16 protein-coding genes are annotated in these 22,220 nt (G+C 68.5%); 10 read left to right on the top strand and 6 right to left on the bottom strand.

Annotated elements, in window-relative coordinates; all coding sequences use genetic code 11:
• Nucleotides 1–53: 53 nt before the first annotated feature.
• Complete coding sequence (locus tag LRR16_RS03510; RefSeq protein WP_006578398.1) at nucleotides 54–1,274, bottom strand: CaiB/BaiF CoA-transferase family protein; 1,221 nt, start codon at nucleotides 1,272–1,274, stop codon at nucleotides 54–56.
• A 370-nt stretch (nucleotides 1,275–1,644) separates the two neighbouring features.
• Here LRR16_RS03510 and alaS point away from each other — a divergent pair, with 370 nt between their 5' ends.
• On the top strand, nucleotides 1,645–4,269 hold the full coding sequence (gene alaS / locus LRR16_RS03505; protein WP_232204807.1) for an alanine--tRNA ligase: 2,625 nt from the start codon (nucleotides 1,645–1,647) through the stop codon (nucleotides 4,267–4,269).
• Nucleotides 4,270–4,485: 216 nt separating this feature from the next.
• Here alaS and LRR16_RS03500 read toward each other — a convergent pair whose 3' ends face one another.
• On the bottom strand, nucleotides 4,486–5,706 hold the full coding sequence (locus tag LRR16_RS03500; protein WP_232204806.1) for a GNAT family N-acetyltransferase: 1,221 nt from the start codon (nucleotides 5,704–5,706) through the stop codon (nucleotides 4,486–4,488).
• A gap of 167 nt (nucleotides 5,707–5,873) precedes the next feature.
• On the opposite strand from LRR16_RS03500, the gene LRR16_RS03495 reads away from it, so the two are divergent.
• On the top strand, nucleotides 5,874–7,991 hold the full coding sequence (locus LRR16_RS03495) for an NAD(+) synthase (protein ID WP_064572883.1): 2,118 nt from the start codon (nucleotides 5,874–5,876) through the stop codon (nucleotides 7,989–7,991).
• Between the two features lie 81 nt (nucleotides 7,992–8,072).
• The gene (gene glnK, locus LRR16_RS03490; protein ID WP_006578394.1) at nucleotides 8,073–8,411 is read left to right on the top strand and encodes a P-II family nitrogen regulator; all 339 of its coding nucleotides are present in this window, start codon (nucleotides 8,073–8,075) and stop codon (nucleotides 8,409–8,411) included.
• A gap of 63 nt (nucleotides 8,412–8,474) precedes the next feature.
• Here the strand turns inward: glnK and LRR16_RS03485 are convergent, their stop codons facing one another.
• Together LRR16_RS03485 and trxB are read right to left on the bottom strand one after the other, a co-directional pair.
• Entirely contained in the window at nucleotides 8,475–9,173 is a 699-nt protein-coding gene (locus LRR16_RS03485; RefSeq protein ID WP_053821257.1) for a Smr/MutS family protein, read from the bottom strand.
• Between the two features lie 295 nt (nucleotides 9,174–9,468).
• On the bottom strand, nucleotides 9,469–10,416 hold the full coding sequence (gene trxB, locus LRR16_RS03480) for a thioredoxin-disulfide reductase (protein ID WP_043437006.1): 948 nt from the start codon (nucleotides 10,414–10,416) through the stop codon (nucleotides 9,469–9,471).
• Between the two features lie 184 nt (nucleotides 10,417–10,600).
• Here trxB and LRR16_RS03475 point away from each other — a divergent pair, with 184 nt between their 5' ends.
• From LRR16_RS03475 to LRR16_RS03460, 4 genes are all read left to right on the top strand, one after another.
• Nucleotides 10,601–12,922, top strand: coding sequence for a DNA translocase FtsK (locus tag LRR16_RS03475; RefSeq protein WP_064572886.1), 2,322 nt, complete (start codon nucleotides 10,601–10,603; stop codon nucleotides 12,920–12,922).
• A 132-nt stretch (nucleotides 12,923–13,054) separates the two neighbouring features.
• Nucleotides 13,055–13,711: an outer membrane lipoprotein chaperone LolA gene (gene lolA, locus LRR16_RS03470; protein WP_023263422.1), complete on the top strand. Its 657-nt coding sequence runs from the start codon at nucleotides 13,055–13,057 to the stop codon at nucleotides 13,709–13,711.
• The gene (locus LRR16_RS03465) at nucleotides 13,708–14,139 is read left to right on the top strand and encodes a hypothetical protein (RefSeq protein ID WP_232204805.1); all 432 of its coding nucleotides are present in this window, start codon (nucleotides 13,708–13,710) and stop codon (nucleotides 14,137–14,139) included. The genes lolA and LRR16_RS03465 overlap by 4 nt, the downstream gene beginning before the upstream one ends.
• A gap of 185 nt (nucleotides 14,140–14,324) precedes the next feature.
• The gene (locus LRR16_RS03460) at nucleotides 14,325–15,380 is read left to right on the top strand and encodes a Fe(3+) ABC transporter substrate-binding protein (RefSeq protein ID WP_064572888.1); all 1,056 of its coding nucleotides are present in this window, start codon (nucleotides 14,325–14,327) and stop codon (nucleotides 15,378–15,380) included.
• 33 nt (nucleotides 15,381–15,413) lie between these two features.
• Here LRR16_RS03460 and LRR16_RS03455 read toward each other — a convergent pair whose 3' ends face one another.
• Complete coding sequence (locus LRR16_RS03455) at nucleotides 15,414–16,148, bottom strand: hypothetical protein (RefSeq protein WP_232204804.1); 735 nt, start codon at nucleotides 16,146–16,148, stop codon at nucleotides 15,414–15,416.
• A 168-nt stretch (nucleotides 16,149–16,316) separates the two neighbouring features.
• Nucleotides 16,317–18,005: an iron ABC transporter permease gene (locus LRR16_RS03450; RefSeq protein ID WP_232204803.1), complete on the bottom strand. Its 1,689-nt coding sequence runs from the start codon at nucleotides 18,003–18,005 to the stop codon at nucleotides 16,317–16,319.
• A gap of 222 nt (nucleotides 18,006–18,227) precedes the next feature.
• On the opposite strand from LRR16_RS03450, the gene LRR16_RS03445 reads away from it, so the two are divergent.
• The 3 genes from LRR16_RS03445 to serS all read left to right on the top strand — a co-directional run bounded on the left by LRR16_RS03445 (nucleotide 18,228) and on the right by serS (nucleotide 22,189).
• The gene (locus LRR16_RS03445) at nucleotides 18,228–19,268 is read left to right on the top strand and encodes an ABC transporter ATP-binding protein (RefSeq protein ID WP_370646755.1); all 1,041 of its coding nucleotides are present in this window, start codon (nucleotides 18,228–18,230) and stop codon (nucleotides 19,266–19,268) included.
• A 123-nt stretch (nucleotides 19,269–19,391) separates the two neighbouring features.
• A complete protein-coding gene (locus LRR16_RS03440) occupies nucleotides 19,392–20,756 on the top strand; it encodes a replication-associated recombination protein A (protein WP_052511480.1) in 1,365 nt (454 codons plus the stop codon).
• Between the two features lie 119 nt (nucleotides 20,757–20,875).
• Nucleotides 20,876–22,189 carry a serine--tRNA ligase gene (serS, locus tag LRR16_RS03435; RefSeq protein WP_006577610.1) on the top strand — a complete coding sequence of 438 codons (1,314 nt, stop codon included), beginning with the start codon at nucleotides 20,876–20,878 and terminating at the stop codon, nucleotides 22,187–22,189.
• Nucleotides 22,190–22,220: the final 31 nt, after the last annotated feature.

Here is a 22,220-nt window from a genome sequence, read left to right as displayed (position 1 = left end):
CGCCGCCTCGTCATTCATCGCTCAGACCGTGATACCAATCGTCATTCGAACCGTCACAGCACGCCCCTGGCCCGCAGTTCGGCGATGCGCTCCGGCGAATAACCGAGCATCTCGCCCAGCACTGCGTCGGTGTGCTCGCCCAGCAGCGGCGGGTGACGGACCGCCTGCGGCGGCGTGGCGCTCATCTTGATCGGGCTGCCGACCAGCTTGACCTCGCCGGCGCTGGGGTGCGGCAGGTCCACGCGCAGGCCGCGCGCCTTGACCTGGGCGTCCTCGAACACGTCGTCCAGCGTATTGATCGGGCCGCAAGGCACGCCGGCCGCCTCCAGGTCGGCGATCCACTGCGCGCGCGTACGCGGCCGGACCATCTCGGCCAGCATCGGCACCAGCGTGTCACGGTTGGCCACGCGCTGCGGATTGGTGGCGAAGCGCGGATCGGCCGACAGTTCAGGCCGGCCGCCGGCCTCGACGAACTTGCGGAACTGCCCGTCGTTGCCGACCGCGACGATGATCCAGCCGTCGGCCGCCTGGAAGGTCTGGTACGGCACGATGTTCGGGTGCGCGTTGCCCCAGCGCTTCGGCGCGACGCCGCTGGCCAGGTAGTTGGTGTTCATGTTGGCCAGCATGGCGACCTGCACGTCCAGCAGCGCCATGTCGATGTACTGGCCCTCGCCGGTGCGGTCGCGGTGCGCCAGCGCCGCCAGTACCGCGATGGTCGCGTACTGGCCCGTCATCAGGTCGGAGATCGCCACGCCCGCCTTCTGCGGCCCGCCGCCGGGCAGGTCGTCGCGCTCGCCGGTCAGGCTCATGAAGCCGCCCATGCCCTGGATGATGAAGTCGTAGCCCGGGCGGGCGGCGTAGGGGCCGGTCTGGCCGAAGCCGGTCACCGAGCAGTAGATCAGGTCCGGCTTGACCGCCTTCAGCGATTCGTAGTCGAGGCCGTACTTCTTCAGCTGGCCGACCTTGTAGTTCTCCAGCACCACGTCGCTCTGCGCCGCCAGTTCGCGTACCAGCTGCTGGCCCTCGGGCGTGCTGATGTCGCAGGTCACCGAGCGCTTGTTGCGGTTGGCGGCGAGGTAGTAGGCCGCCTCGGCGGTGTCGCGGCCCGACTCGTCCTGCAGCCAGGGCGGGCCCCAGGTCCGGGTGTCGTCGCCGGCGCCGGGCCGTTCGATCTTGATCACGTCGGCACCGAAGTCGGCAAGGTTCTGCGCGCACCAGGGCCCGGCGAGCACGCGGGTCAGGTCGAGAACGCGGAGGTGGCTTAAGGCTCCCATGGGAATATCAGGCGGTATCGGTGAGGCGGCTGGACGGCGAAACGGGCAGGGCGGCGAGGCCGGCCGGCGGAACGGACCCGGCGAGGCGGGCCGGCAAGACCTGGCCGGCAAAACCAGACGGCACTGGCGCGCAGGCGGGCGGGCCGCCCCGGCCCGGACAGCCAGCACTGTACCACCGGCGGGTCGCCGGACGCACATCCGCGGACTTCGGCGGCGGTGTCGCCTGCATGCCGCGCATGCCGCCCCGGCAGGCCCCGCGACCACCGGCCCAGCCTGCCGTTGCGGCGGCGTTCCCCGTATAATCAACGGTTTGCAAATCCAATCCGACTGCGCCCTGCGATGTCCATGCGGGGACGCCTTGCCCCCAAACATGAAAGTCTCCGACATCCGCAGCAAGTTCCTGCAGTTCTTCGAATCGAAGGGCCATACCGTGGTCCGCTCGTCGAGCCTCGTGCCCGCCAACGATCCGACGCTGTTGTTCACCAACTCCGGCATGGTGCAGTTCAAGGACGTCTTCCTCGGCACCGACAAGCGGCCCTACTCGCGCGCGACCTCGTCGCAGCGTTCGGTGCGCGCCGGCGGCAAGCACAACGACCTGGAAAACGTCGGCTATACCGCGCGCCACCATACCTTCTTCGAGATGCTGGGCAACTTCTCGTTCGGCGACTACTTCAAGCGCGAGGCGATCCAGTACGCATGGGAGCTGCTGACCAAGGTCTACAACCTGCCGGCCGAGAAGCTGTGGGTCACGGTCTATGCCGAGGACGACGAGGCCTATGACATCTGGGCCAAGGAAGTCGGCGTGCCGGTCGAGCGCATCGTGCGGATCGGCGACAACAAGGGCGCGCGCTATGCGTCCGACAACTTCTGGCAGATGGCCGACACCGGTCCCTGCGGCCCGTGCTCGGAAATCTTCTACGACCACGGTCCGGACGTCTGGGGCGGCCCGCCGGGATCGGCCGAAGAGGACGGCGACCGCTACATCGAGATCTGGAACCTGGTGTTCATGCAGTTCAACCGGGATGAGCAGGGCAACATGACGCCGCTGCCCAAGCCCTGCGTCGACACCGGCATGGGCCTGGAGCGCATCGCCGCGGTGCTGCAGCACGTGCACAGCAACTACGAGATCGACCTGTTCCAGGCGCTGATCCGCGCCGCCGCGCGCGAAACCGGCGTCGACGATCTGAACAACAACTCGCTGAAGGTTATCGCCGACCATATCCGCGCCTGCTCGTTCCTGATCGTCGACGGCGTGATCCCGGGCAACGAAGGCCGCGGCTACGTGCTGCGCCGGATCGTGCGCCGGGCGATCCGCCACGGCTACAAGCTGGGCCGCAAGACGCCGTTCTTCCACAAGCTGGTGGCCGACCTGGTCGCGCAGATGGGCGAGGCCTATCCGGAACTGGCCGAGGCCGAGCCGCGCGTGGTCGAGGTGCTGAAGGCCGAGGAAGAGCGCTTCTTCGAGACCATCGAGAACGGCATGAGCATTCTCGACGCGGCGCTGGCCGACCTGAAGGCCAAGGGCGGCAACATGCTGGACGGCGAGCTCGCGTTCAAGCTGCACGACACCTACGGCTTCCCGCTGGACCTGACGCAGGACGTCTGCCGCGAGCAGCAGGTCGCGGTCGACGAGGCCGCCTTCGACGCCGCGATGACGCGCCAGCGCGAGCAGGCCCGTGCCGCCGGCAAGTTCAAGATGGCGGCCGGCCTCGAGTACAGCGGCGCCAAGACGACCTTCCACGGCTACGAGAAGCTGGCGCTGAATGACGCCAAGGTGGTCGCGCTGTACGTCGACGGCGCCTCGGTCGACACCATGCAGCCGGGCCAAACCGGCGTGGTGGTGCTCGACCACACGCCGTTCTACGCGGAGTCGGGCGGCCAGGCCGGCGACCAGGGCGAGATCAAGGCCGGTGCGGCGGTGTTCGCGGTGGCCGATACGACCAAGGTGCAGGCCGATGTGTTCGGCCATCAGGGCACGCTCGCCGGCGCCGCGCTGAAGGTCGGCGACACCGTGACCGCCGAGGTCGACGCGCTGCGCCGCGCGCGCACGATGCGCAACCACTCCGCGACCCACCTGATGCACAAGGCGCTGCGCGAAGTGCTGGGCAGCCACGTGCAGCAGAAGGGCTCGCTGGTCGACGCCGACAAGACCCGCTTCGACTTCTCGCACAACGCACCGCTGACCGCGGCGCAGATCCGCGAGGTCGAGGAGATCGTCAATGCCGAGATCCTGCGCAACGAGGCCACCGGCGCCGAGCTGATGCCGTTCGACGATGCCGTCAAGAGCGGCGCGATGGCGCTGTTCGGCGAGAAGTACGCCGACGAGGTGCGCGTGCTGTCGATCGGCAGCTCGAAGGAACTGTGCGGCGGCACCCACGTGGCCCGCACCGGCGATATCGGCCTGTTCAAGATCGTGGTCGAGGGCGGCGTTGCGGCCGGCATCCGCCGCGTCGAGGCGATCACCGGCGACAACGCGCTGCACTATCTGCAGTCGCTGGACGCGCGCCTGAACGAGGCCGCTTCCGCGCTGAAGGCGCAGCCGAGCGAGCTGGTGCCGCGCATCGGCCAGATGCAGGACCAGGTCCGCGCGCTGGAAAAGGAGCTGGAGCGCCTGAAGAGCAAGCTGGCCGCGTCGCAGGGCGACGAGCTGGCGAGCCAGGCGATCGAGGTCAAGGGCCTGAAGGTGCTGGCCGCCCAGCTCGAGGGCGCCGACGTCAAGACGCTGCGTGAGACCATGGACAAGCTCAAGGACAAGCTCAAGAGCGCGGCCATCGTGCTCGGCGCGGTGCAGGACGGCAAGGTCAGCCTGATCGCCGGCGTCACCGCCGACGCGACCGGCAAGGTCAAGGCCGGCGAGCTGGTCAACTTCGTCGCCCAGCAGGTCGGCGGCAAGGGCGGCGGCCGCCCGGACATGGCCCAGGCCGGCGGCACCGAACCGGCGAAGCTGCCGGCGGCGCTGGCGGGCGTGGGCGAGTGGGTGGCGGCAAAGGTCTAAGGTCGATACGATCGGCCTTGCCGTTGGTTGGCTCGCCTCTCCCACATGTGGGAGAGGGGCTGCGGGAGAGGGCAATGGGCGTCCGTAAGCGCTGACGGCGCTGGCATCCCTACCGGCGTTTCCCTTCCCCCCGACCCCTCTCCCCGACCCCTCTCCCGCAATCGGGAGAGGGAGAACACCTCCGCCGTGAGCTTTTTCGCGCTCACACTGGCCGCGCTAGCCCGGCTCCCCCGCCGTCCTCGCATACGGCGTCCTGTCGTTCAATTCATCCAGATACGCATCGATTCCGGCGCGTTCGCGCGCGAGGAAGCGCTCGACCGCATCGGCGAAGGCCGGGTGCGCGAGCCAGTGGGCCGAGCGCGTGGCGACCGGCAGGAAGCCGCGCGCCATCTTGTGTTCGCCCTGCGCGCCGCCCTCGAAGGTGCGGATCCCGTGTTCGATGCAGAAGGCCAGCGGCTGGTAGTACGCGGTCTCGAAATGCAGGCAGGGATGGTGTTCGAGCGCGCCCCAATAGCGTCCGTACAGCGTGCTGATCGCCGGATCGTCGTCGTAGACCAGCAGCGAGGCGGCGATGTCACGGCCCTCGCGGCGGGCGATCACCATCAGCAGATGCTCGGGCATCGCCGCGCCGATGCGCTCGAAGAAGTCCAGGTTCAGATACGGCGTCGAACGGTGTTCGCGATAGGTCTGCCGATAGCAGCGATGGAACAGCCGCCAGTCGTCGGGGCCGATCTCCATGCCGCGCAGATGGCGGAACGAAATGCCGGCCTCGGCGACGCGGCGCCTTTCCGCCCGGATGTTCTTGCGCTTCTTCTGCGACAGCGTGGCAAGGAACGCGTCGAAGTCCGGATAGCCGGGATTGGTCCAGTGAAACTGCACGCCGTGGCGCATCATCATGCCGGCCTGCTGCATCAGCTCGGCCTCGGCGTCGTCGGGGAACAGCACATGCAGTGAGGACAGCTGGCTCTGCTCGGCCAGCGTCAGCGCGACCTGAAGCAGCAGTTCGCGCGCCAGCGCGTTCTCGGCCAGCAGGCGCGTGCCTTGCACCGGCGTGAACGGAATCGCCGACAGCCACTTCGGGTAGTACTCCAGGCCGTTCTGCGCATAGGCATCGGCCCAGGCCCAGTCGAACACATACTCGCCGTACGAGTGCGCCTTGGCGTAGAGCGGCATCGCCGCGGCCAGGCGCTCGCCGTCGGCGGTCTCCTTCCACAACGTCAGATGGCGCGGGCTCCAGCCGGTGTCGTCGCTGGCGCTGCCGCTCGCATGCAGCGCATGCAGGAAGGCATGGCGCAGGAACGGCGTGCGGCCGGGCTGCCGCGCCAGCAGGCCGTCCCACTCCACCGGCGAGAGGTCGGCCAGGTTCTCGACGATACGCGTGCGATAATTCTCGGGTCGCTCCGCCGGCATGGCGGCGCTGCCTGCGTGGGATGGCATGGACTTGCTTGCTTTCACGATGTGCCTTGCCGAGGTCCGTGGGACCTCCGGCCAGAAGGGGTGATGCGGGTGGTTGCGGGGCAGGTGCCGACTCGCATTATCGCCTGTGGCCGCGCCTGGCATCGGTCCGGCACCATGCGGCCCTGCGCACAACAAGGGTGTTCGAGATGAGCCGATTCTTCAATCTGTATTCCCATGGCTTCGTGCGCGTGGCGGTCGGCGTGCCGCGCTGCAAGGTCGCCGATCCCGCCTTCAACGCGCAGCAGACCATCGCGCTGGCCCGCCAGGCGGCCGACGCCGGCGCCGCGCTGGTGGCCTTCCCCGAGCTGGGTTTGTCGGCCTACAGCTGCGACGACCTGTTCCATCAGAAGACCCTGCTCGACGCCTGCGAGCGTGCGCTGGGCGAGATCGTCGAGGCCTCGCGCACGCTGCCGTGCGCGCTGGTGGTCGGCATGCCGCTGCGGGTCCAGCATCAGCTGTTCAACTGCGCGGTGGTGGTCGCCGGCGGCCAGCTGCGTGGCGTCGTGCCCAAGAGCTTCCTGCCCAATTACTGGGAATTCTACGAGGCGCGCCAGTTCAGCGCGGCCGACTGCGCCACGGTCGACCAGGTAGACCTGCTGGGCCAGAGCGTGCCGTTCGGCGCCGGCCTGCTGTTCGAGGTCGAGAACATCCCGCTGCTGCGCTTCCATGTCGAGATCTGCGAGGACGTCTGGGTGCCGATCCCGCCGTCGTCGTTCGCCGCGCTGGCGGGGGCCACGGTGCTGGTCAATCTGTCGGCGTCCAATATCGTGATCGGCAAGTCCGGCTACCGCCATCAGCTGGTGTCGCAGCAATCGGCCCGTTGCCTGGCCGCCTATCTGTACAGCTCGGCCGGCAAGGGCGAATCGACCACCGACCTCGCCTGGGATGGCCAGGCGCTGGTCTACGAGAATGGCGAACTGCTGGCCGAATCGGAGCGCTTCGCCGACGATTCGCACATGATCTTCGCCGACGTCGATCTGGAGCGGCTCTCGCGCGAGCGCATGCACATGACGACGTTCGGCGATTCGGTGCGCCGCCATGCCGGCGAGGTGGCGAAGTTCCGCACCGTCGGTTTCGTGCTGGGGGTCGACGAGGACCGCGATCTGCCGCTGCAACGCCGCGTCGAGCGCTTCCCCTATGTGCCGGCCGATCGCCGGCGGCGCGACGAACGTTGCAACGAGGTCTACCAGATCCAGGTCCAGGCACTGGTGCAGCGTCTGTCGGCCACCGGCATTTCCAAGGTGGTGATCGGCGTCTCCGGCGGCCTGGACTCGACCCATGCGCTGCTGGTCTGTGCAAAGGCGATGGACCGGCTGGGGCTGCCGCGCGCCAATATCCTCGGCTTCACGATGCCGGGCTTTGCCACCAGCGACCGCACGCTGCAGCAGGCCAGGCGGCTGATGGAGGTGGTCGGCTGCACCGCGCGCGAGATCGACATCCGGCCGAGCTGCCTGGCGATGCTCAAGGACCTGGGCCATCCGTTCGCCGACGGCAAGCCGGTCTACGACGTGACCTTCGAGAACGTGCAGGCCGGCGAGCGCACCAATCACCTGTTCCGGCTGGCCAATCACCACAACGGCATCGTGATCGGCACCGGCGACTTGAGCGAGCTCGCACTGGGCTGGTGCACCTACGGCGTCGGCGACCACATGTCGCATTACAACGTCAATGCCAGCGTGCCGAAGACGCTGATCTCGCATCTGGTGCGCTGGGTCGCCGAAACGGGCCAGATCGGTGCGGGTGGCAGCGAGGTGCTGCTCGACGTGCTGGGCACCGATATCAGCCCCGAACTGGTGCCGGGCGATTCCAGCGACAAGCCGGGCCAGAAGACCGAAAGCGTGATCGGGCCCTACGAGCTGCAGGACTTCAATCTGTACTACACGCTGCGCTTCGGCTTCACGCCGTCGAAGGTGGCCTACCTGGCGCTGCATGCCTGGGGCGACCGCGAGGCGGGGCAGTGGCCCGAGGAGGCCCATGTCGCGCGCAACGAGTACCAGCTGGCCGACATCAAGCGCAACCTGCGCATCTTCCTCGACCGCTTTTTCCGCACCAGCCAGTTCAAGCGCTCGTGCATTCCGAATGCGCCGAAGGTCGGCTCCGGCGGTTCGCTGTCGCCGCGCGGCGACTGGCGCGCGCCCAGCGACAGCGAGTCGAGCGCGTGGCTGGCCGATCTGGACCGCATTCCGGATACCGCCGCTGAGCCAGGCCGCAAGGGCAAGGGCGGGGCGGCCCCGCAGGCCGGCAATCGACACGACAAGGGGTGATCCCCAACCCGCTTTGGCGCGTCATCGCGCCGCGCGGGCTAGAATCTTGCATCAACCAATCACGACAGAAAGGGGGCCGACATGAAGCAAATTACCGCCATCATCAAACCGTTCAAGCTGGACGAAGTGCGTGAGGCGCTGGCCGACGTGGGCGTGACCGGCCTGACGGTCACCGAAGTCAAGGGCTTCGGCCGGCAGAAGGGCCACACGGAGCTGTATCGCGGCGCCGAGTATGTGGTCGACTTCCTGCCGAAGATCAAGATCGAGGTGGTCGTGGCCGAGAGCCAGCTCGATACCGTGCTGGACGCGATCGTCAAGGCGGCCCATACCGGCAAGATCGGCGACGGCAAGATCTTCGTCACCGAAATCGAGCGCGTGATCCGGATCCGTACCGGCGAGCAGGACGAAGCGGCGGTCTGACGCCGCCGGGTTTTGCCCCTCTCCCGTCCGGGGGAGGGAATTGCAGCCGTCACGCGGCAGCCGTCATGCGTACGGCTGACGCAGCAACACCATCAAGGCCCCCGAGCCGCCCTCTGCGCCCCGCGCCTCCACGAAGGCCAGCACTTCCTCCTTCTGCACCAGCCAGCTGCGCACCTTGCCCTTGAGCACCGGCTGCTTGTCCGGCGAGCCGTTGCCCTTGCCGTGGATCACGCGCACGCAACGCACGCCGCGCCGCACGCAACGGCGCAGGAATTCGGCCAGCGCCTCGCGCGCTTCGTCGCGGCGCAGTCCGTGCAGATCGATGCGATCCTGCGGCACCCATTCGCCGCGCCGCAGCTTGCGTATGACGTCGTTGCCGATGCCGGGACGGCGGAACGACAGCGTGTCGTCGGTCTCCAGCAGGTTTTCCACATCGAACTGATCCGATAGCGAGGCCGCCAGCACCGCCTGGTCGTCGAGCCGGGTTTGCACCGGCACCGGCTCGGGCCGCCGCGCGGGCGGCGTCACGCGGTTGCGATCGCGCAATGTCTGGACATTGCCGATGCTGTTGCGGAACACGTTGGCTTCCAGCGCCGCCTGGCGCGCGGCTTCCTCGGCGGCAAGACGCTCGGCCTCGCGGCGCTCGGCGTCGGCCTTCATCTGGTCGCGCAGGCGTGCCAGATCGTCGAGACCAAGGCGGGTACGGGCGGGAGTGGGGGATGAACCGGCAGGGCGGCCGGATTTGCTGGCACCGTGCTTCATGATGGGAAAAGCGGCACCGCCGCGGGGCGGCGGGCAAGACCGTGAAACCGGCAAGGTAACACGATCGGCGGCAGAAGGTGGCGCGGGTGGAGGGGCGGAATCCCTCTCCCCCGGCCCCTCTCCCGCAAGCGGGAGAGGGAGAAAACCAGGGGCAGCGGAGACGCCGGCTTGCCCCTCCTCCGCTCGCGGGGTAGGGGAGAAAGCCAAGGGACAGCGGGCACGCCGGTTTTCCCCTCTCCCGCTTGCGGGAGAGGGGCAGGGGAGAGGGCAGCTCGCCGAAGGCGAGCAACAAGACTTACTTCAGCGCTTCGACGTAGCGCTGCGCGTCGAGCGCGGCCATGCAGCCGGTGCCGGCGCTGGTGATGGCCTGGCGATAGACATGGTCCTGCACGTCGCCGGCGGCGAACACGCCCGGGATGTTGGTGGCCGTGGCGTCGCCCGACAGGCCGCTCTTGGTCACGATATAGCCGTTGTTCATCTCCAGCTGGCCGACGAACAGGTCGGTGTTCGGCTTGTGGCCGATCGCGACGAACACGCCCGCGAGCTTGCGCTCCTCGGTGGTGCCGCTCTGCACATTGCGGATGCGCACACCGGTCACGCCCGACTCGTCGCCGACCACCTCGTCCAGCACGGTGTTCCAGACGATCTCGACGCGGCCTTCCTTCTCGCGTGCCAGCAGGCGGTCGACCAGGATCGGCTCGGCGCGGAACTTGTCGCGGCGATGGATCACGGTGACCTTGCTGGCGATATGCGACAGGTACAGCGCCTCTTCGACCGCGGTATTGCCGCCGCCGATCACCGCCACTTCCTGGTTCTTGTAGAAGAAGCCGTCGCAGGTCGCGCAGGCCGACACGCCGCGGCCCATGAAGTTTTCCTCGGAAGGCAGGCCCAGGTACTGCGCCGAGGCGCCGGTGGCGATGATCAGCGCATCGCAGGTGTACTCGCCGGCGTCGCCGACCAGGCGGATCGGGCGCTCGGTCAGCTTGGCCGTATGGATATGGTCGAAAATGATTTCGGTCTTGAAGCGCTCGGCATGCTCGAGAAAACGCTGCATCAGCTCGGGGCCCTGCACGCCGTTCGGATCGGCCGGCCAGTTCTCCACGTCGGTGGTGGTCATCAGCTGGCCGCCCTGGGCCAGGCCGGTGATCAGCACCGGCTCCAGGTTGGCGCGCGCCGCGTAGACGGCGGCGGTGTAGCCGGCGGGACCGGAACCGAGAATCAGCACTTTCGCGTGTTTGGCCATGATGCGTTCCTGTGGCCGGCGTGCGCCGCGCGCCGGCATGGGTAATCGAAAACCCGCATTATAAGTGGACCGGCGTTGGCGCATTGTTGCAAATTCCAATGGCGGCGATAGCCTGCGGGGGAGGTAAAATGCCGCCACCGCAATTCCGTACGGCGCCGTGCCGCGCCGCCATCCGTACCCCCGCATGGCCAGAACCACCACGACCACCCGCACCGATCCCTCCGTCCTGCCTTCCCGCATCGGCAAGCTGTTGGGAGAAGTACGCTGGTTCCTGCTGCTGGCCGCGACGCTGGCCTTCCTGTGCATCCTGGCCAGCTACAGCAAGGCCGACCCGGGCTGGTCGCACGCCAATCAGGTGGCGCAGATCCACAACCTGGGCGGCCGCGTCGGCGCCTGGCTCGCCGACGTGCTGTTCTTCATCTTCGGTTTCTCCGCCTACTGGCTCGGCGTGCTGCTGGTGCGCCGCTGCTGGCGCGGCTGGCGCATGCTGACCGCCGAGTTCCCCGACCAGGTCGGAGAGGCGCGCCAGGGCGTGGTGGTCAGCTGGATCGGCTTCGGCCTGACGCTGGCCGCCAGCATGGGCCTCGAGGCGGTTCGCATGTACCCGCTGCGCGAGGCGCTGCCGCGCGCGCCCGGCGGCGTGCTGGGCGATCTGCTGGGCGGCTGGCTGCAGACCGCGCTGGGCTTTACCGGCGCCACGCTGCTGCTGCTGTTGATGCTGGCGATCGGGCTGTCGCTGTTCTTCCATTTCTCGTGGCTGTCGGTCTGCGAGAAGGTCGGCGCCTTCGTCGAGACCGCCTTCCTCGGCTTCAAGGCGCGCCGCGAAAGCAAGCAGGACCGCATCATCGGGGAGGCCGCCAAGGTCGAGCGCACCGAGACCGTCGAGGTCCAGCGCGTGCGCATCGAGGAGGCGGCGCCGGTGCAGATCGTGCGGCCGCAGGCGGTGCCCAAGCACGAACGGGTCGAGCGCGAGAAGCAACAGCCCTTGTTTGCCGACCTGCAGGATGCCGACCTGCCGCCGCTGTCGCTGCTGGACCCGGTACCGGTCTCGCAGGAGACCGTCAGCGCCGAGACGCTGGAATTCACCTCGCGCCTGATCGAGAAGAAGCTCAAGGACTTCGGCGTCGAGGTCAAGGTCGTGGCCGCCTATCCGGGTCCGGTGATCACCCGCTACGAGATCGAGCCGGCCACCGGCGTCAAGGGCAGCCAGATCGTCAATCTGGCCAAGGACCTGGCACGCTCGCTGTCGCTGGTGTCGATCCGCGTGGTGGAGACCATTCCGGGCAAGAACTACATGGGCCTGGAGCTGCCGAATCCGAAGCGCCAGGCGGTGCGGCTCGGCGAGATCCTCGGCTCGCAGGTCTACAACGAGAGCGTCTCGCAGCTGACGCTGGCGCTCGGCAAGGACATCGCCGGCAAGCCGGTGGTCGCCGACCTGGCGCGCATGCCGCACTGCCTGGTTGCCGGTACCACCGGCTCGGGCAAGTCCGTCGGCATCAACGCGATGATCCTGTCGCTGCTGTACAAGGCCAAGGCCGACAGCGTGCGGCTGATCCTGATCGATCCGAAGATGCTGGAGATGAGCATCTACGAGGGCATCCCCCATCTGCTGTGTCCCGTGGTTACCGACATGCGGCAGGCCGGCAATGCGCTGAACTGGGCGGTCGGCGAAATGGAGCGCCGCTACAAGCTGATGAGCAAGATGGGCGTGCGCAACCTGGCCGGCTACAACAAGAAGATCGACGAGGCGGCGGCGCGCGAGGAAAAGATCCCGAATCCGTTTAGCCTGACGCCCGACGCGCCCGAACCGCTGGAGAAGCTGCCGACCATCGTGATCGTGATCGACGAGCTGGCCGACCTGATGATGGTGGTCGGCAAGAAGGTCGAGGAGCTGATCGCGCGGATCGCGCAGAAGGCGCGCGCGGCCGGCATCCATCTGGTGCTGGCGACGCAGCGGCCGTCGGTCGACGTGATCACCGGCCTGATCAAGGCCAACGTGCCGACCCGGATCTCGTTCCAGGTCAGCAGCAAGATCGACTCGCGCACGATCCTGGACCAGCAGGGCGCCGAAACGCTGCTCGGCATGGGCGACATGCTGTATCTGGCGCCGGGCACCGGCCTGCCGGTGCGCGTGCACGGCGCCTTCGTCTCGGACGACGAGGTGCACCGCGTGGTCGACAAGCTGAAGGAAGCCGGCGAGCCCAACTATATCGAGGGCATTCTCGAAGGCGGCCTGGCCGAGGGCGACATCGGTGTCGATGGCATGGGCGGCGGTGCCGGCATCGGCGGTGGCGGCGAGGCCGACCCGCTGTACGACCAGGCGGTCGAAGTCGTGCTGAAGAACCGCCGCGCGTCGATCTCGCTGGTGCAGCGCCATCTGCGCATCGGCTACAACCGCGCGGCGCGCCTGCTCGAAGACATGGAGAAGGCCGGCCTGGTCTCGGCGATGTCCGGCAACGGCAACCGCGACATTCTGGCCCCCGCCGGCGGCGCGCGCGAGGAATAGCGCGCGCGGGTGGCCGGTCCGATGCCCGGTAATATGCCGTTACGCGTGTCACGCTTGCTGACGCCCGCGGACGGAATCCGGCGCCGCTCCCCGGCTCTAACCGGACACTTACCCAAAACAAGGATCGATTGCATGCCTAATCGCGTACTGGCGTCCGCACTTGCCGCCGTCGGCGCTGCCGCCACCCTGGGCTGGGCCGCGCTGGCCCCGGCCACCGCGCAAGCCGCCGCCACCGATCAGCTGAAGACCTTCGTCACCACCGTCAAGAGCGCACGCGGCGAATTCACGCAGCGTCAGGTCAAGGGCACCGGCGAGGCGATGCGCGTCACCGGCACCTCGAGCGGCACCTTCGTATTCTCGCGCCCCGGCAAGTTCTCCTGGCGCTATACCAAGCCCTACGAGCAGCTGCTGCAGGCCGACGGCCAGACGCTCTTCATCTACGACAAGGATCTGAACCAGGTCACCGAGCGCAAGCTGGACGCCGCGCTCGGTTCGAGCCCGGCAGCGATCCTGTTCGGCAGCAACGACCTGGAGAAGAGCTTCGTCGTCAAGGACGGCCCGACCCGCGACGGCATCGAATGGCTGGAGCTGACGCCGAAGGCCAAGGACACCCAGTTCGAGCGGATCGGCATCGGCTTCAAGGGCGGCAATCTGGAAGCGATGGAGCTGCGGGACGCATTCGGCAACACCACGCTGCTGACCTTCAGCGCGATGCAGAAGAACCCGTCGCTGCCGGCCGACACCTTCCGCTTCAGCGTCCCCAAGGGCGCCGACGTGATCCGCCAATGAAGCCGGCCAGCTCGAGCCCCGGGGCGCTGCGATTGGCGCGGGGGATGGCGATCGGGCCGGCGCTGGCCGCGCTGCTGGCGCTGGGCGCGTGCGCCGGCGGCAAGAGCGCGGCCCCTAGCCGGCAATTCGATATCGACGCCTTTCTGCGCGCGCCCGACACCACGCTGTCCGAGGTGCTGACCAACCCGGACTTCCTCGCCGCCACCGCCGCCTCGGCGCGCGACTGCGCGACGATGCTGCAGTCCGAACGCAGCGGCGTGCTGGAGGAATTGCCGGGCGCCGCGCGCGGCGATGCCTGGTTGATGCGTCCGACTGGCCAGCCCGACCGGGTCTGGCTGGTGACGCAGCGGCGCGGCGGCGAACGCGGCTGCCACGGACCGCTGCCGGCCGACGCGGTCGGCGCGCTGGTTTCTCGCGCCGGCGGCTGAAGTCCAGCACTTGGGCCTGGCGACGTTCTCGCCTGTAAATCGGCTGTTCACCGTCCCTGTCCGTCCCTGTCGCGGCCGTTCCACGCGGGGAAACCGACATTGACGCCGAAAACGGGAATCATTATTGTTTGCGCTCGCCCGCTGACATTTGGCCAGCGGCGGAACCGCAAAGCCCGGAGGAGTCCATGTACGTGTTTCGTCGTCTGCTGCCCACCGCGGCAGCTCTCGCCATGGCGGCCAGCGCCGCATCGATGCCCCTGTCCGCGATGGCCCAGGGCGCCCAGGAAAAGGTGCTGAATCTCTATACGGCCCGGCACTATCAGACCGACGAGGCGCTGTACAGCAACTTCACCAAGCAGACCGGCATCAAGATCAATCGCATCGAGGGCCAGGAGGATCCGCTGCTCGAGCGGATCAAGAGCGAGGGCGCCAACAGCCCGGCCGATGTGTTCATCACGGTCGATATCGGCCGCCTGTGGCGCGCCCAGCAGGCCGGCGTGTTCGCACCGGTCAAGTCGAAGGTGCTCGAATCGCGCATCCCCGCCAACTTTCGCGATCCCAACGGCGAATGGTTCGGCTTCTCGGCGCGCGCCCGCGTGATCGCGTACAACAAGGACACCGTCAAGCCGGGCGACATCAAGACCTATGAGGACCTGGCGGACCCGAAGTGGAAGGGCAAGCTGTGCACGCGCTCGAGCGGCCACGTCTACAACCTGTCGCTGATCTCGAGCCTGATCGCGCATGACGGCGAAGCGAAGACCGAGCGCTGGGCGCAAGGTGTGGTCGCCAACCTGGCGCGCACGCCCAAGGGCGGCGACACCGACCAGCTCAAGGCCGTGGCTGCCGGCGAATGCGATCTGGCGATCTCCAACACCTACTACATCGCGCGCCTGCTGAAGTCGACCAAGCCCGAGGACAAGGCGGTGGCCGACAAGCTCGGCGTGGTGTGGCCGAACCAGGAGAGCCAGGGCGTGCACATGAACATCTCGGGCGGCGGCATGCTCAAGCACGCGCCGAACAAGGAGTCGGCGGTCAAGTTCCTGGAGTACCTCGCCAGCGACGAGGCCCAGGCCTACTTCGCCAACGGCAACAACGAGTGGCCGGTGGTGCCGAGCGTCAAGGTCGGCAACCCGGCGCTGGAAGCGATGGGCAGCTTCAAGGCCGACCGGATCAACGTGGCCGAGCTCGGCAAGTATCAGCCGGTCGCGCAGAAGCTCGCCGACAAGGCCGGCTTCAAGTGATCGCCCGCTGAAGGGCGCGGCCGGCTCCGGTCTTCATGACGGATCGCCGGCCGCGTCGTCACTGGTCTGGCCAGACCTGGCGGTGCTGGCTGTCTCCGCGAACGCCGCCTTGCCGTCCGGCCCCTCGACGCGGCGGAAGGTCAGCCGCGTGCTGCTCGACAAGGCCCGCTTCGCCATGCGGCGCTGCAGTTCGCGCCGCGCCAGGTTCATCTGACCCACGGTGCCGCTTCCATACGGCTCCTGATTCAGCGCGGCAAAGGTCGCCAGCGTGGCCCGCAGCGCCGCCAGCGCGGCCTGCGCATCCTTCTTCAGCAAGGCATCGAGCGCCTGGCGCGCGCGCACCTGGGCCTGCAGCAGCGCATCGCCGGGATTGGACTTGGCACGTACCGCGTCCTGCGGCAATTGCACGGTGCCCGCCAGCCGGCGCAGCCCTGCGCGCACCAGCCCGCCGTCCATCGCCGCTTCCTGAATGACCCAGACCGCATCGTGGCGCAGCCACGGTTCGGCATCGGACAACCTGCGCAGCAGCGCCGCCTGCAGGCCCGGCACGTCGAAGCGGCCGGTGCGGCGGATCGCATTGACGGCGATGCGGCGCAGCTGCGGATGGTCATCGTCGAACAGTTCCTGCACCACCCGCTCGGCGATGCCTTCCTTGACCACCAGTTCGGCGAGCTCGGTGGCGAAGCCGATTTCCTGCACCGCCGTCAGCTTGTTCTGGCTGGCCAGGCGCGACATCTTGAAGACCAGCATCCGGTAACGAATTTGCATACGACTCCCGCCCATCGAGTTCGAGGAAAGCGGGCCGGCTTGTGCGGCCCAGCTTGGCATTCACGGGATATCGGCGGAAATCGCGGCGGGCTTTAGCTGGACTGGAGAGCGGGCAGCGAGCCTGCACCCCATGCAGGTACGCCGCCAGCGGGGCTGCGTGCCGCGGGTTCAGTCCTGCGCGCTGCGGCGGATCTGCCGCGACAGCACGATCACCGGAATCAGCCCGACCAGCACGATCACCAGCGAGGCGGTCGCGGCCTCGGCGAGCCGTTCGTCGGCGGCGAGGTTGTAGGCCTGCACGGCCAGTGTGTCGAAATTGAAGGGGCGCATCACGAAGGTCGCCGGCAGTTCCTTCATCACGTCGACGAAGACGATCAGCGCCGCGGTCAGCAGGCTGCCGCGCAGCATCGGCAGATGGACGCGGCGCAGCGTCGCGGCCGGACCGTGGCCGAGGCTGCGGGCCGCGGTGTCCATGCTGGGCGTGATCTTCGCCAATCCGGCGTTGACGGTCTGCAGCGCGACGCCGAGAAAGCGCACCAGATAGGCATAGACCAGCGCCGCGATGCCCCCGGTGAGCAGCAGGCCCGGCGACACGCCGGTCAGCTGCTGGATCCAGCCGGCGATCGCATTGTCGAGCCGCGCGACCGGCACCAGCACGCCCACCGCGATCACGGAGCCCGGCAGCGCATAGCCCATGCCGCACAGCCGCAGCAGCGCCCGCATCGGCCAGCCCCGGCCGAGCCGGCCGGCATAGCCGATCGCCAGCGCGATCAGCACCGCCGCGAGCGCCGTGACGCTCGCCAGCAGGAAGCTGTTGCGGACCAGCCCGACGAAGCGCGGGCCGAACTGCGCATCGCCGTCGGTGAAGGCCATCTCGAACAGCATCAGCGCCGGCACCAGGAAGCCCAGCAGCACCGGCAGCGCGCACGCCGCCAGCGCGGCCCAGCCCCGCCAACCCGTCAGCCGATAGGCCGGCGCGCGGCGCTGGCCGCCATGCACGCGGGCCCGGCCGCGCGAGATCCGTTCCGCCACCAGGATCGCGATCACGAAGGCCAGCATGCAGGCCGACAGTTGCGCCGCCGCGCTCTTGTCACCGAGCGAGAACCAGGCGCGGTAGATGCCCGTCGAGAAGGTCGGGATCGCGAAGTAGGCGACGGTGCCGAAGTCCGCCAGCGTCTCCATCATGGCCAGCGCGGTGCCGGCCGCGATGCCGGGACGCGCCAGCGGCAGCACCACGCGCAGCACGCTGCGCCAGGGTCCGTGGCCCAGCAGGCGTGCCGCCTCCAGCGTGTTCAGCGTCTGCTGCAGGAAGGCGGCGCGGGCGGTCAGGTAGACGTAGGGGTAGAGCACCAGCGAGAACAGCACGATCGCGCCGCCCAGCGTCCGCACGTCCGGAAACCAGTAGTCGCGCGCGCCCCAGCCCGTCAGCGCGCGCAGCCAGCTCTGCACCGGGCCGGCGAACTGCAGCGCGTCGGTATAGGCGTAGGCGATCACGTAGGCCGGCATCGCCAGCGGCAGCACCAGCGCCCATTCCATCAGGCCGCGGCCGGGGAAGCGATAGGTGCAGACCAGCCATGCGGTCGGCACGCCGAGCAGCAGCACGCCGACGGCGACGCCGGCCAGCAGCCACAGCGTATTGGCGATGTACTCGCCCAGCACCGTGTCGACCAGGTGATGCCAGGTCTCGGTGCTCGGGGTCAGCAGGCTGGCCGCCACCACCAGGATCGGCACTGCGATCAGCAGGGCCACCAGCCCCGCCGCGAAGGACAGCGGATGGATGGCCGTCAGCCGCCGGCCGCGCCGTGCCAGACCGGCAGGGTCGCTATCGGGCAATCGGGCGGGATGGAGCAGGGACATGCGCGGCGATCGGCTGGGAAGAAGTGCCGCGGACGGCGCGGCTGGGGCATTCTATCAATCGCCGGTCCGGCGTTGCTGATACTTATAATGATTCGCATGTCCGCCTTCGATCTCGATACCGCGCCTCCGACGGCGCCTACGGCACCCGCCGCGCCGACCGCTTCTGCGGAGCCCGCCGCCGCCGCTGTCCCTGCCGCTGCTTCAACAAGCGTGCCGCCCGATCTGGTGCTGGAGGTCGAGCACATCCGCCACGGTTTCGACAGCCAGATCGTCATCGAAGACCTGTCGTTTTCGCTGGCGCGCGGCAGCATCGGCTGCCTGCTCGGCCCGAGCGGCTGCGGCAAGACCACCGTGCTGCGGGCCATCGCGGGCTTCGAGCCGCTGCGTGCCGGGCGCATCGTGCTGGACGGGCAACCGGTGTCGGCACCGGGCCTGGCGGTGCCGCCCGAACGGCGGCGCGTCGGCATGGTGTTCCAGGACTACGCGCTGTTCCCGCATCTGAGCGTGGCCGACAACGTCGCCTTCGGCCTGCATCGGGACAGCCGGCAGGCTCGGCGCGAGCGTGTCGCAGAAGTGCTCGAGCTGGTCGGCCTGGCGGGCGCCTGCGCGCGCTTTCCGCACGAACTGTCCGGCGGCCAGCAGCAGCGCGTGGCGCTGGCCCGCGCGCTGGCGCCGCGGCCCGAACTGCTGCTGCTCGACGAGCCGTTTTCCAATCTGGACGTGGACCTGCGCGAGCGGCTGAGCCTGGAGGTGCGCGCGATCCTGAAGGCCCAGGGCGCGACCGCGATCCTGGTCACGCACGACCAGCTCGAAGCGTTCGCGATGGCCGACGAGATCGGCGTGATGCACGCCGGCGCGATCGAGCAGTGGGGCACCGCCCATCAGCTCTATCACAAGCCCGCCACGCGCTTCGTCGGCGATTTCATCGGGCAGGGCGTACTGATGCCCGCCCGCGTCACCGCACCGGGACAGCTCGACTGTGAACTGGGCACGCTGCACAGCCGCGACGGGCTCGATCTGGCGCCTGGCGTGGCCGAGGTCGACGTGCTGATCCGCCCCGACGACATCCTGCACGACGATGCCAGCGCGCTGCGCGCACAGATCCTGCACAAGGCCTTCCGCGGCGCCGAGATTCTCTACACGCTGCGGCTGGCCAGCGGCGGCAGGGTGCTGTCGCTGGCGCCGTCGCACCACGACCACGGCGTCGGCGACTGGATCGGCATCCGCGTCGAGGTCGACGATGTGGTGGCGTTTCCGCGCTAGCGCGGCGAGCCCGATCCCCGCCGGGCGGCGCCGCGTACCGATGCACTACACTGGCGCTTTGGCCGGCCGCGCCGCTTGCAGCCGCCTGCACTGAACCCAAGCCTTCCCAAGCCTTTGACCACCGTGCCGGACACGCTGTTTTCCGAACCCTCCGACGCTTCCCGCCAACCGCTGGCCGAACGGCTGCGCCCGCGCAATATCGATGAGGTCATTGGCCAGCAGCATCTGCTCGGCCCCGGCAAGCCGCTGCGCGTGGCCTTCGAATCGGGCGAGCCGCATTCGATGATCCTGTGGGGCCCGCCCGGCGTCGGCAAGACCACGCTGGCGCGGCTGATGGCCGATGCCTTCGATGCCGAGTTCATCGCGCTGTCGGCGGTGCTGTCCGGCGTCAAGGACATCCGGGAGGCGGTCGAGCGCGCCGAGCAATACCGTGCGCACGGGCGCCGCACGCTGGTATTCGTCGACGAGGTCCACCGCTTCAACAAGAGCCAGCAGGACGCCTTCCTGCCGCACGTGGAAAGCGGGTTGTTCACCTTCATCGGCGCGACCACCGAGAACCCGTCGTTCGAGGTCAACGGCGCGTTGCTGTCGCGGGCCGCGGTCTATGTGCTCAAGAGCCTGGACGATGCGGAACTGCGCCAGCTGGCCCTGCGCGCCAGCGAGGCGCTGGGCGGCGTCGCCTGGGACGACGAGGCGCTGCAGTTGATCGTCGCGTCCGCCGACGGCGATGGCCGCAAGCTGCTGAACAATATCGAGATCGTCGCGCGCGCCGCACGTACCGCTGGCGCGCAGACGATCGACAAGGCGCTGCTGGGCAGCGCGCTGTCGGAGAACCTGCGCCGCTTCGACAAGGGTGGCGACGCGTTCTACGACCAGATCAGCGCGCTGCACAAGTCGGTGCGCGGCTCCGACCCCGATGCGGCGCTGTACTGGTTCTGCCGCATGCTGGACGGCGGTGCCGATCCGCGCTATCTGGCCCGCCGCATCGTGCGGATGGCGTGGGAGGACATCGGCCTGGCCGATCCCCGCGCGGCACGGATGACGCTGGACGCGGCCGAGACCTACGAGCGCCTGGGCTCGCCCGAGGGCGAGCTGGCGCTGGCGCAGGCGCTGATCTACCTGGCGGTCGCGCCCAAGTCGAACGCCGGCTACAACGCCTACAACGCGGCGCGGGCCTTCGTCGCCAAGGACAAGTCGCGCGCGGTGCCGGTCCATCTGCGCAATGCGCCGACCAGGCTGATGAAGGAGCTCGGCTACGGCCATGCCTACCGCTACGCGCACGACGAGCCCGAAGCCTATGCCGCCGGCGAACACTATTTCCCCGATGACCTGAAGGCGCAGGGCTGGTATCAGCCGACGCCGCGCGGCCTCGAGGGCAAGATCGGCGACAAGCTGCGCCACCTGCGCGAGCTGGACGACGCCTGGCATCGCCGCCAGAAGAGCCAGCCGTCGGGCAAGGGCGGCAAGGCGGACGAGGGCGACGCGTAGCGGGCCGCGGCCCTCAGCCGCCATCCCGGCCGGGCGCTGCCGCGGTGCAGTAAAATGTGCGGTTCGGCGGCATGCCAGCCGCCTCCCGATCGCTCCGACCGCACGCTTTTCCCGCAAACATGCTCGACATCCAGCTGCTCCGCAAAGACCCCGACGCCGTGGCACAACGCCTTGCCACGCGTGGATTCCAACTCGACCTGGGCGCCTTCCAGGCGCTCGAAAGCGAGCGCAAGCAACTGCAGACCCGCACCGAGGAACTGCAGGCCCGCCGCAACACGCTGTCCAAGCAGATCGGCATGGCCAAGGGCAAGGGCGAGGACGCGTCGGCGCTGATGGCCGAGGTCGGCGGCATCGGCGACACGCTGAAGGAATCGGCGGCGCGGCTCGACGACATCCAGGCCCAGCTGCAGCAGCTGATGCTGTCGCTGCCGAATCTGCCGCACGACAGCGTGCCGGTCGGCAAGGACGAGAACGACAACGTCGAAGTGCGCCGCGTCGGCACGCCGCGCAGCTTCGACTTCCCGGTGCGCGACCACGTCGACGTCGGCGAGCGCCTCGGCCTCGATTTCGAGAGCGCGGCCAAGATCACCGGCTCGCGCTTCGCGGTACTGCGCGGCGGCATCGCCCGCATGCATCGCGCGCTGGTGCAGCTGATGCTCGATACCCATACGCTCGAGCACGGCTACACCGAGATGTACGTGCCGTACATCGTCAATGCGGCATCGATGCGCGGCACCGGCCAGCTGCCCAAGTTCGAGGATGACCTGTTCAAGGTGCCGCGCCAGGTGGGCGGCGAGGGCGCGGACGGCGGCGAGCGGACCGAGAATTACTACCTGATTCCGACCGCCGAGGTGCCGCTGACCAATCTGATGCGCGACGTCATCGCGTCGGCCGACGAACTGCCGCTGCGTTTCGTCGCCCATACGCCGTGCTTCCGCTCGGAGGCCGGTTCGTACGGCAAGGACACGCGCGGCATGATCCGCCAGCATCAGTTCGACAAGGTCGAGCTGGTCCATATCGTGCGCCCGGAGGCCTCGTTCGACGCGCTCGAACAACTGACCGGCCATGCCGAGGCGATCCTGAAGAAGCTGGACCTGCCGTTCCGCACCATCGTGCTGTGCACCGGCGACATGGGCTTCGGCAGCACCAAGACCTACGACCTCGAAGTCTGGATCCCCGCGCAGAACACCTATCGCGAGATCAGCTCGTGCTCGAACATGGGCGACTTCCAGGCGCGCCGCATGCAGGCACGCTGCCGCGCCGGTCAGGGCAAGCCCGAGCTGGTGCACACGCTGAACGGCTCCGGCCTGGCGGTCGGCCGCACGCTGGTGGCGATCCTCGAGAACTACCAGAATGCGGACGGTTCGGTCACCGTGCCGACCGCGCTGCAGCCGTATCTGGGCGGCCTGACGCGGCTCGAACCCGAGGCCTGAGGTGGATGAACCAGGCAGCAGGAAGTCACGG

It is taken from the genome of Cupriavidus sp. UGS-1 (assembly GCF_021213615.1).
In the GTDB taxonomy this organism is placed as follows: Bacteria; Pseudomonadota; Gammaproteobacteria; order Burkholderiales; family Burkholderiaceae; genus Cupriavidus.
This window is presented reverse-complemented; position numbering and strand designations above follow the sequence as displayed.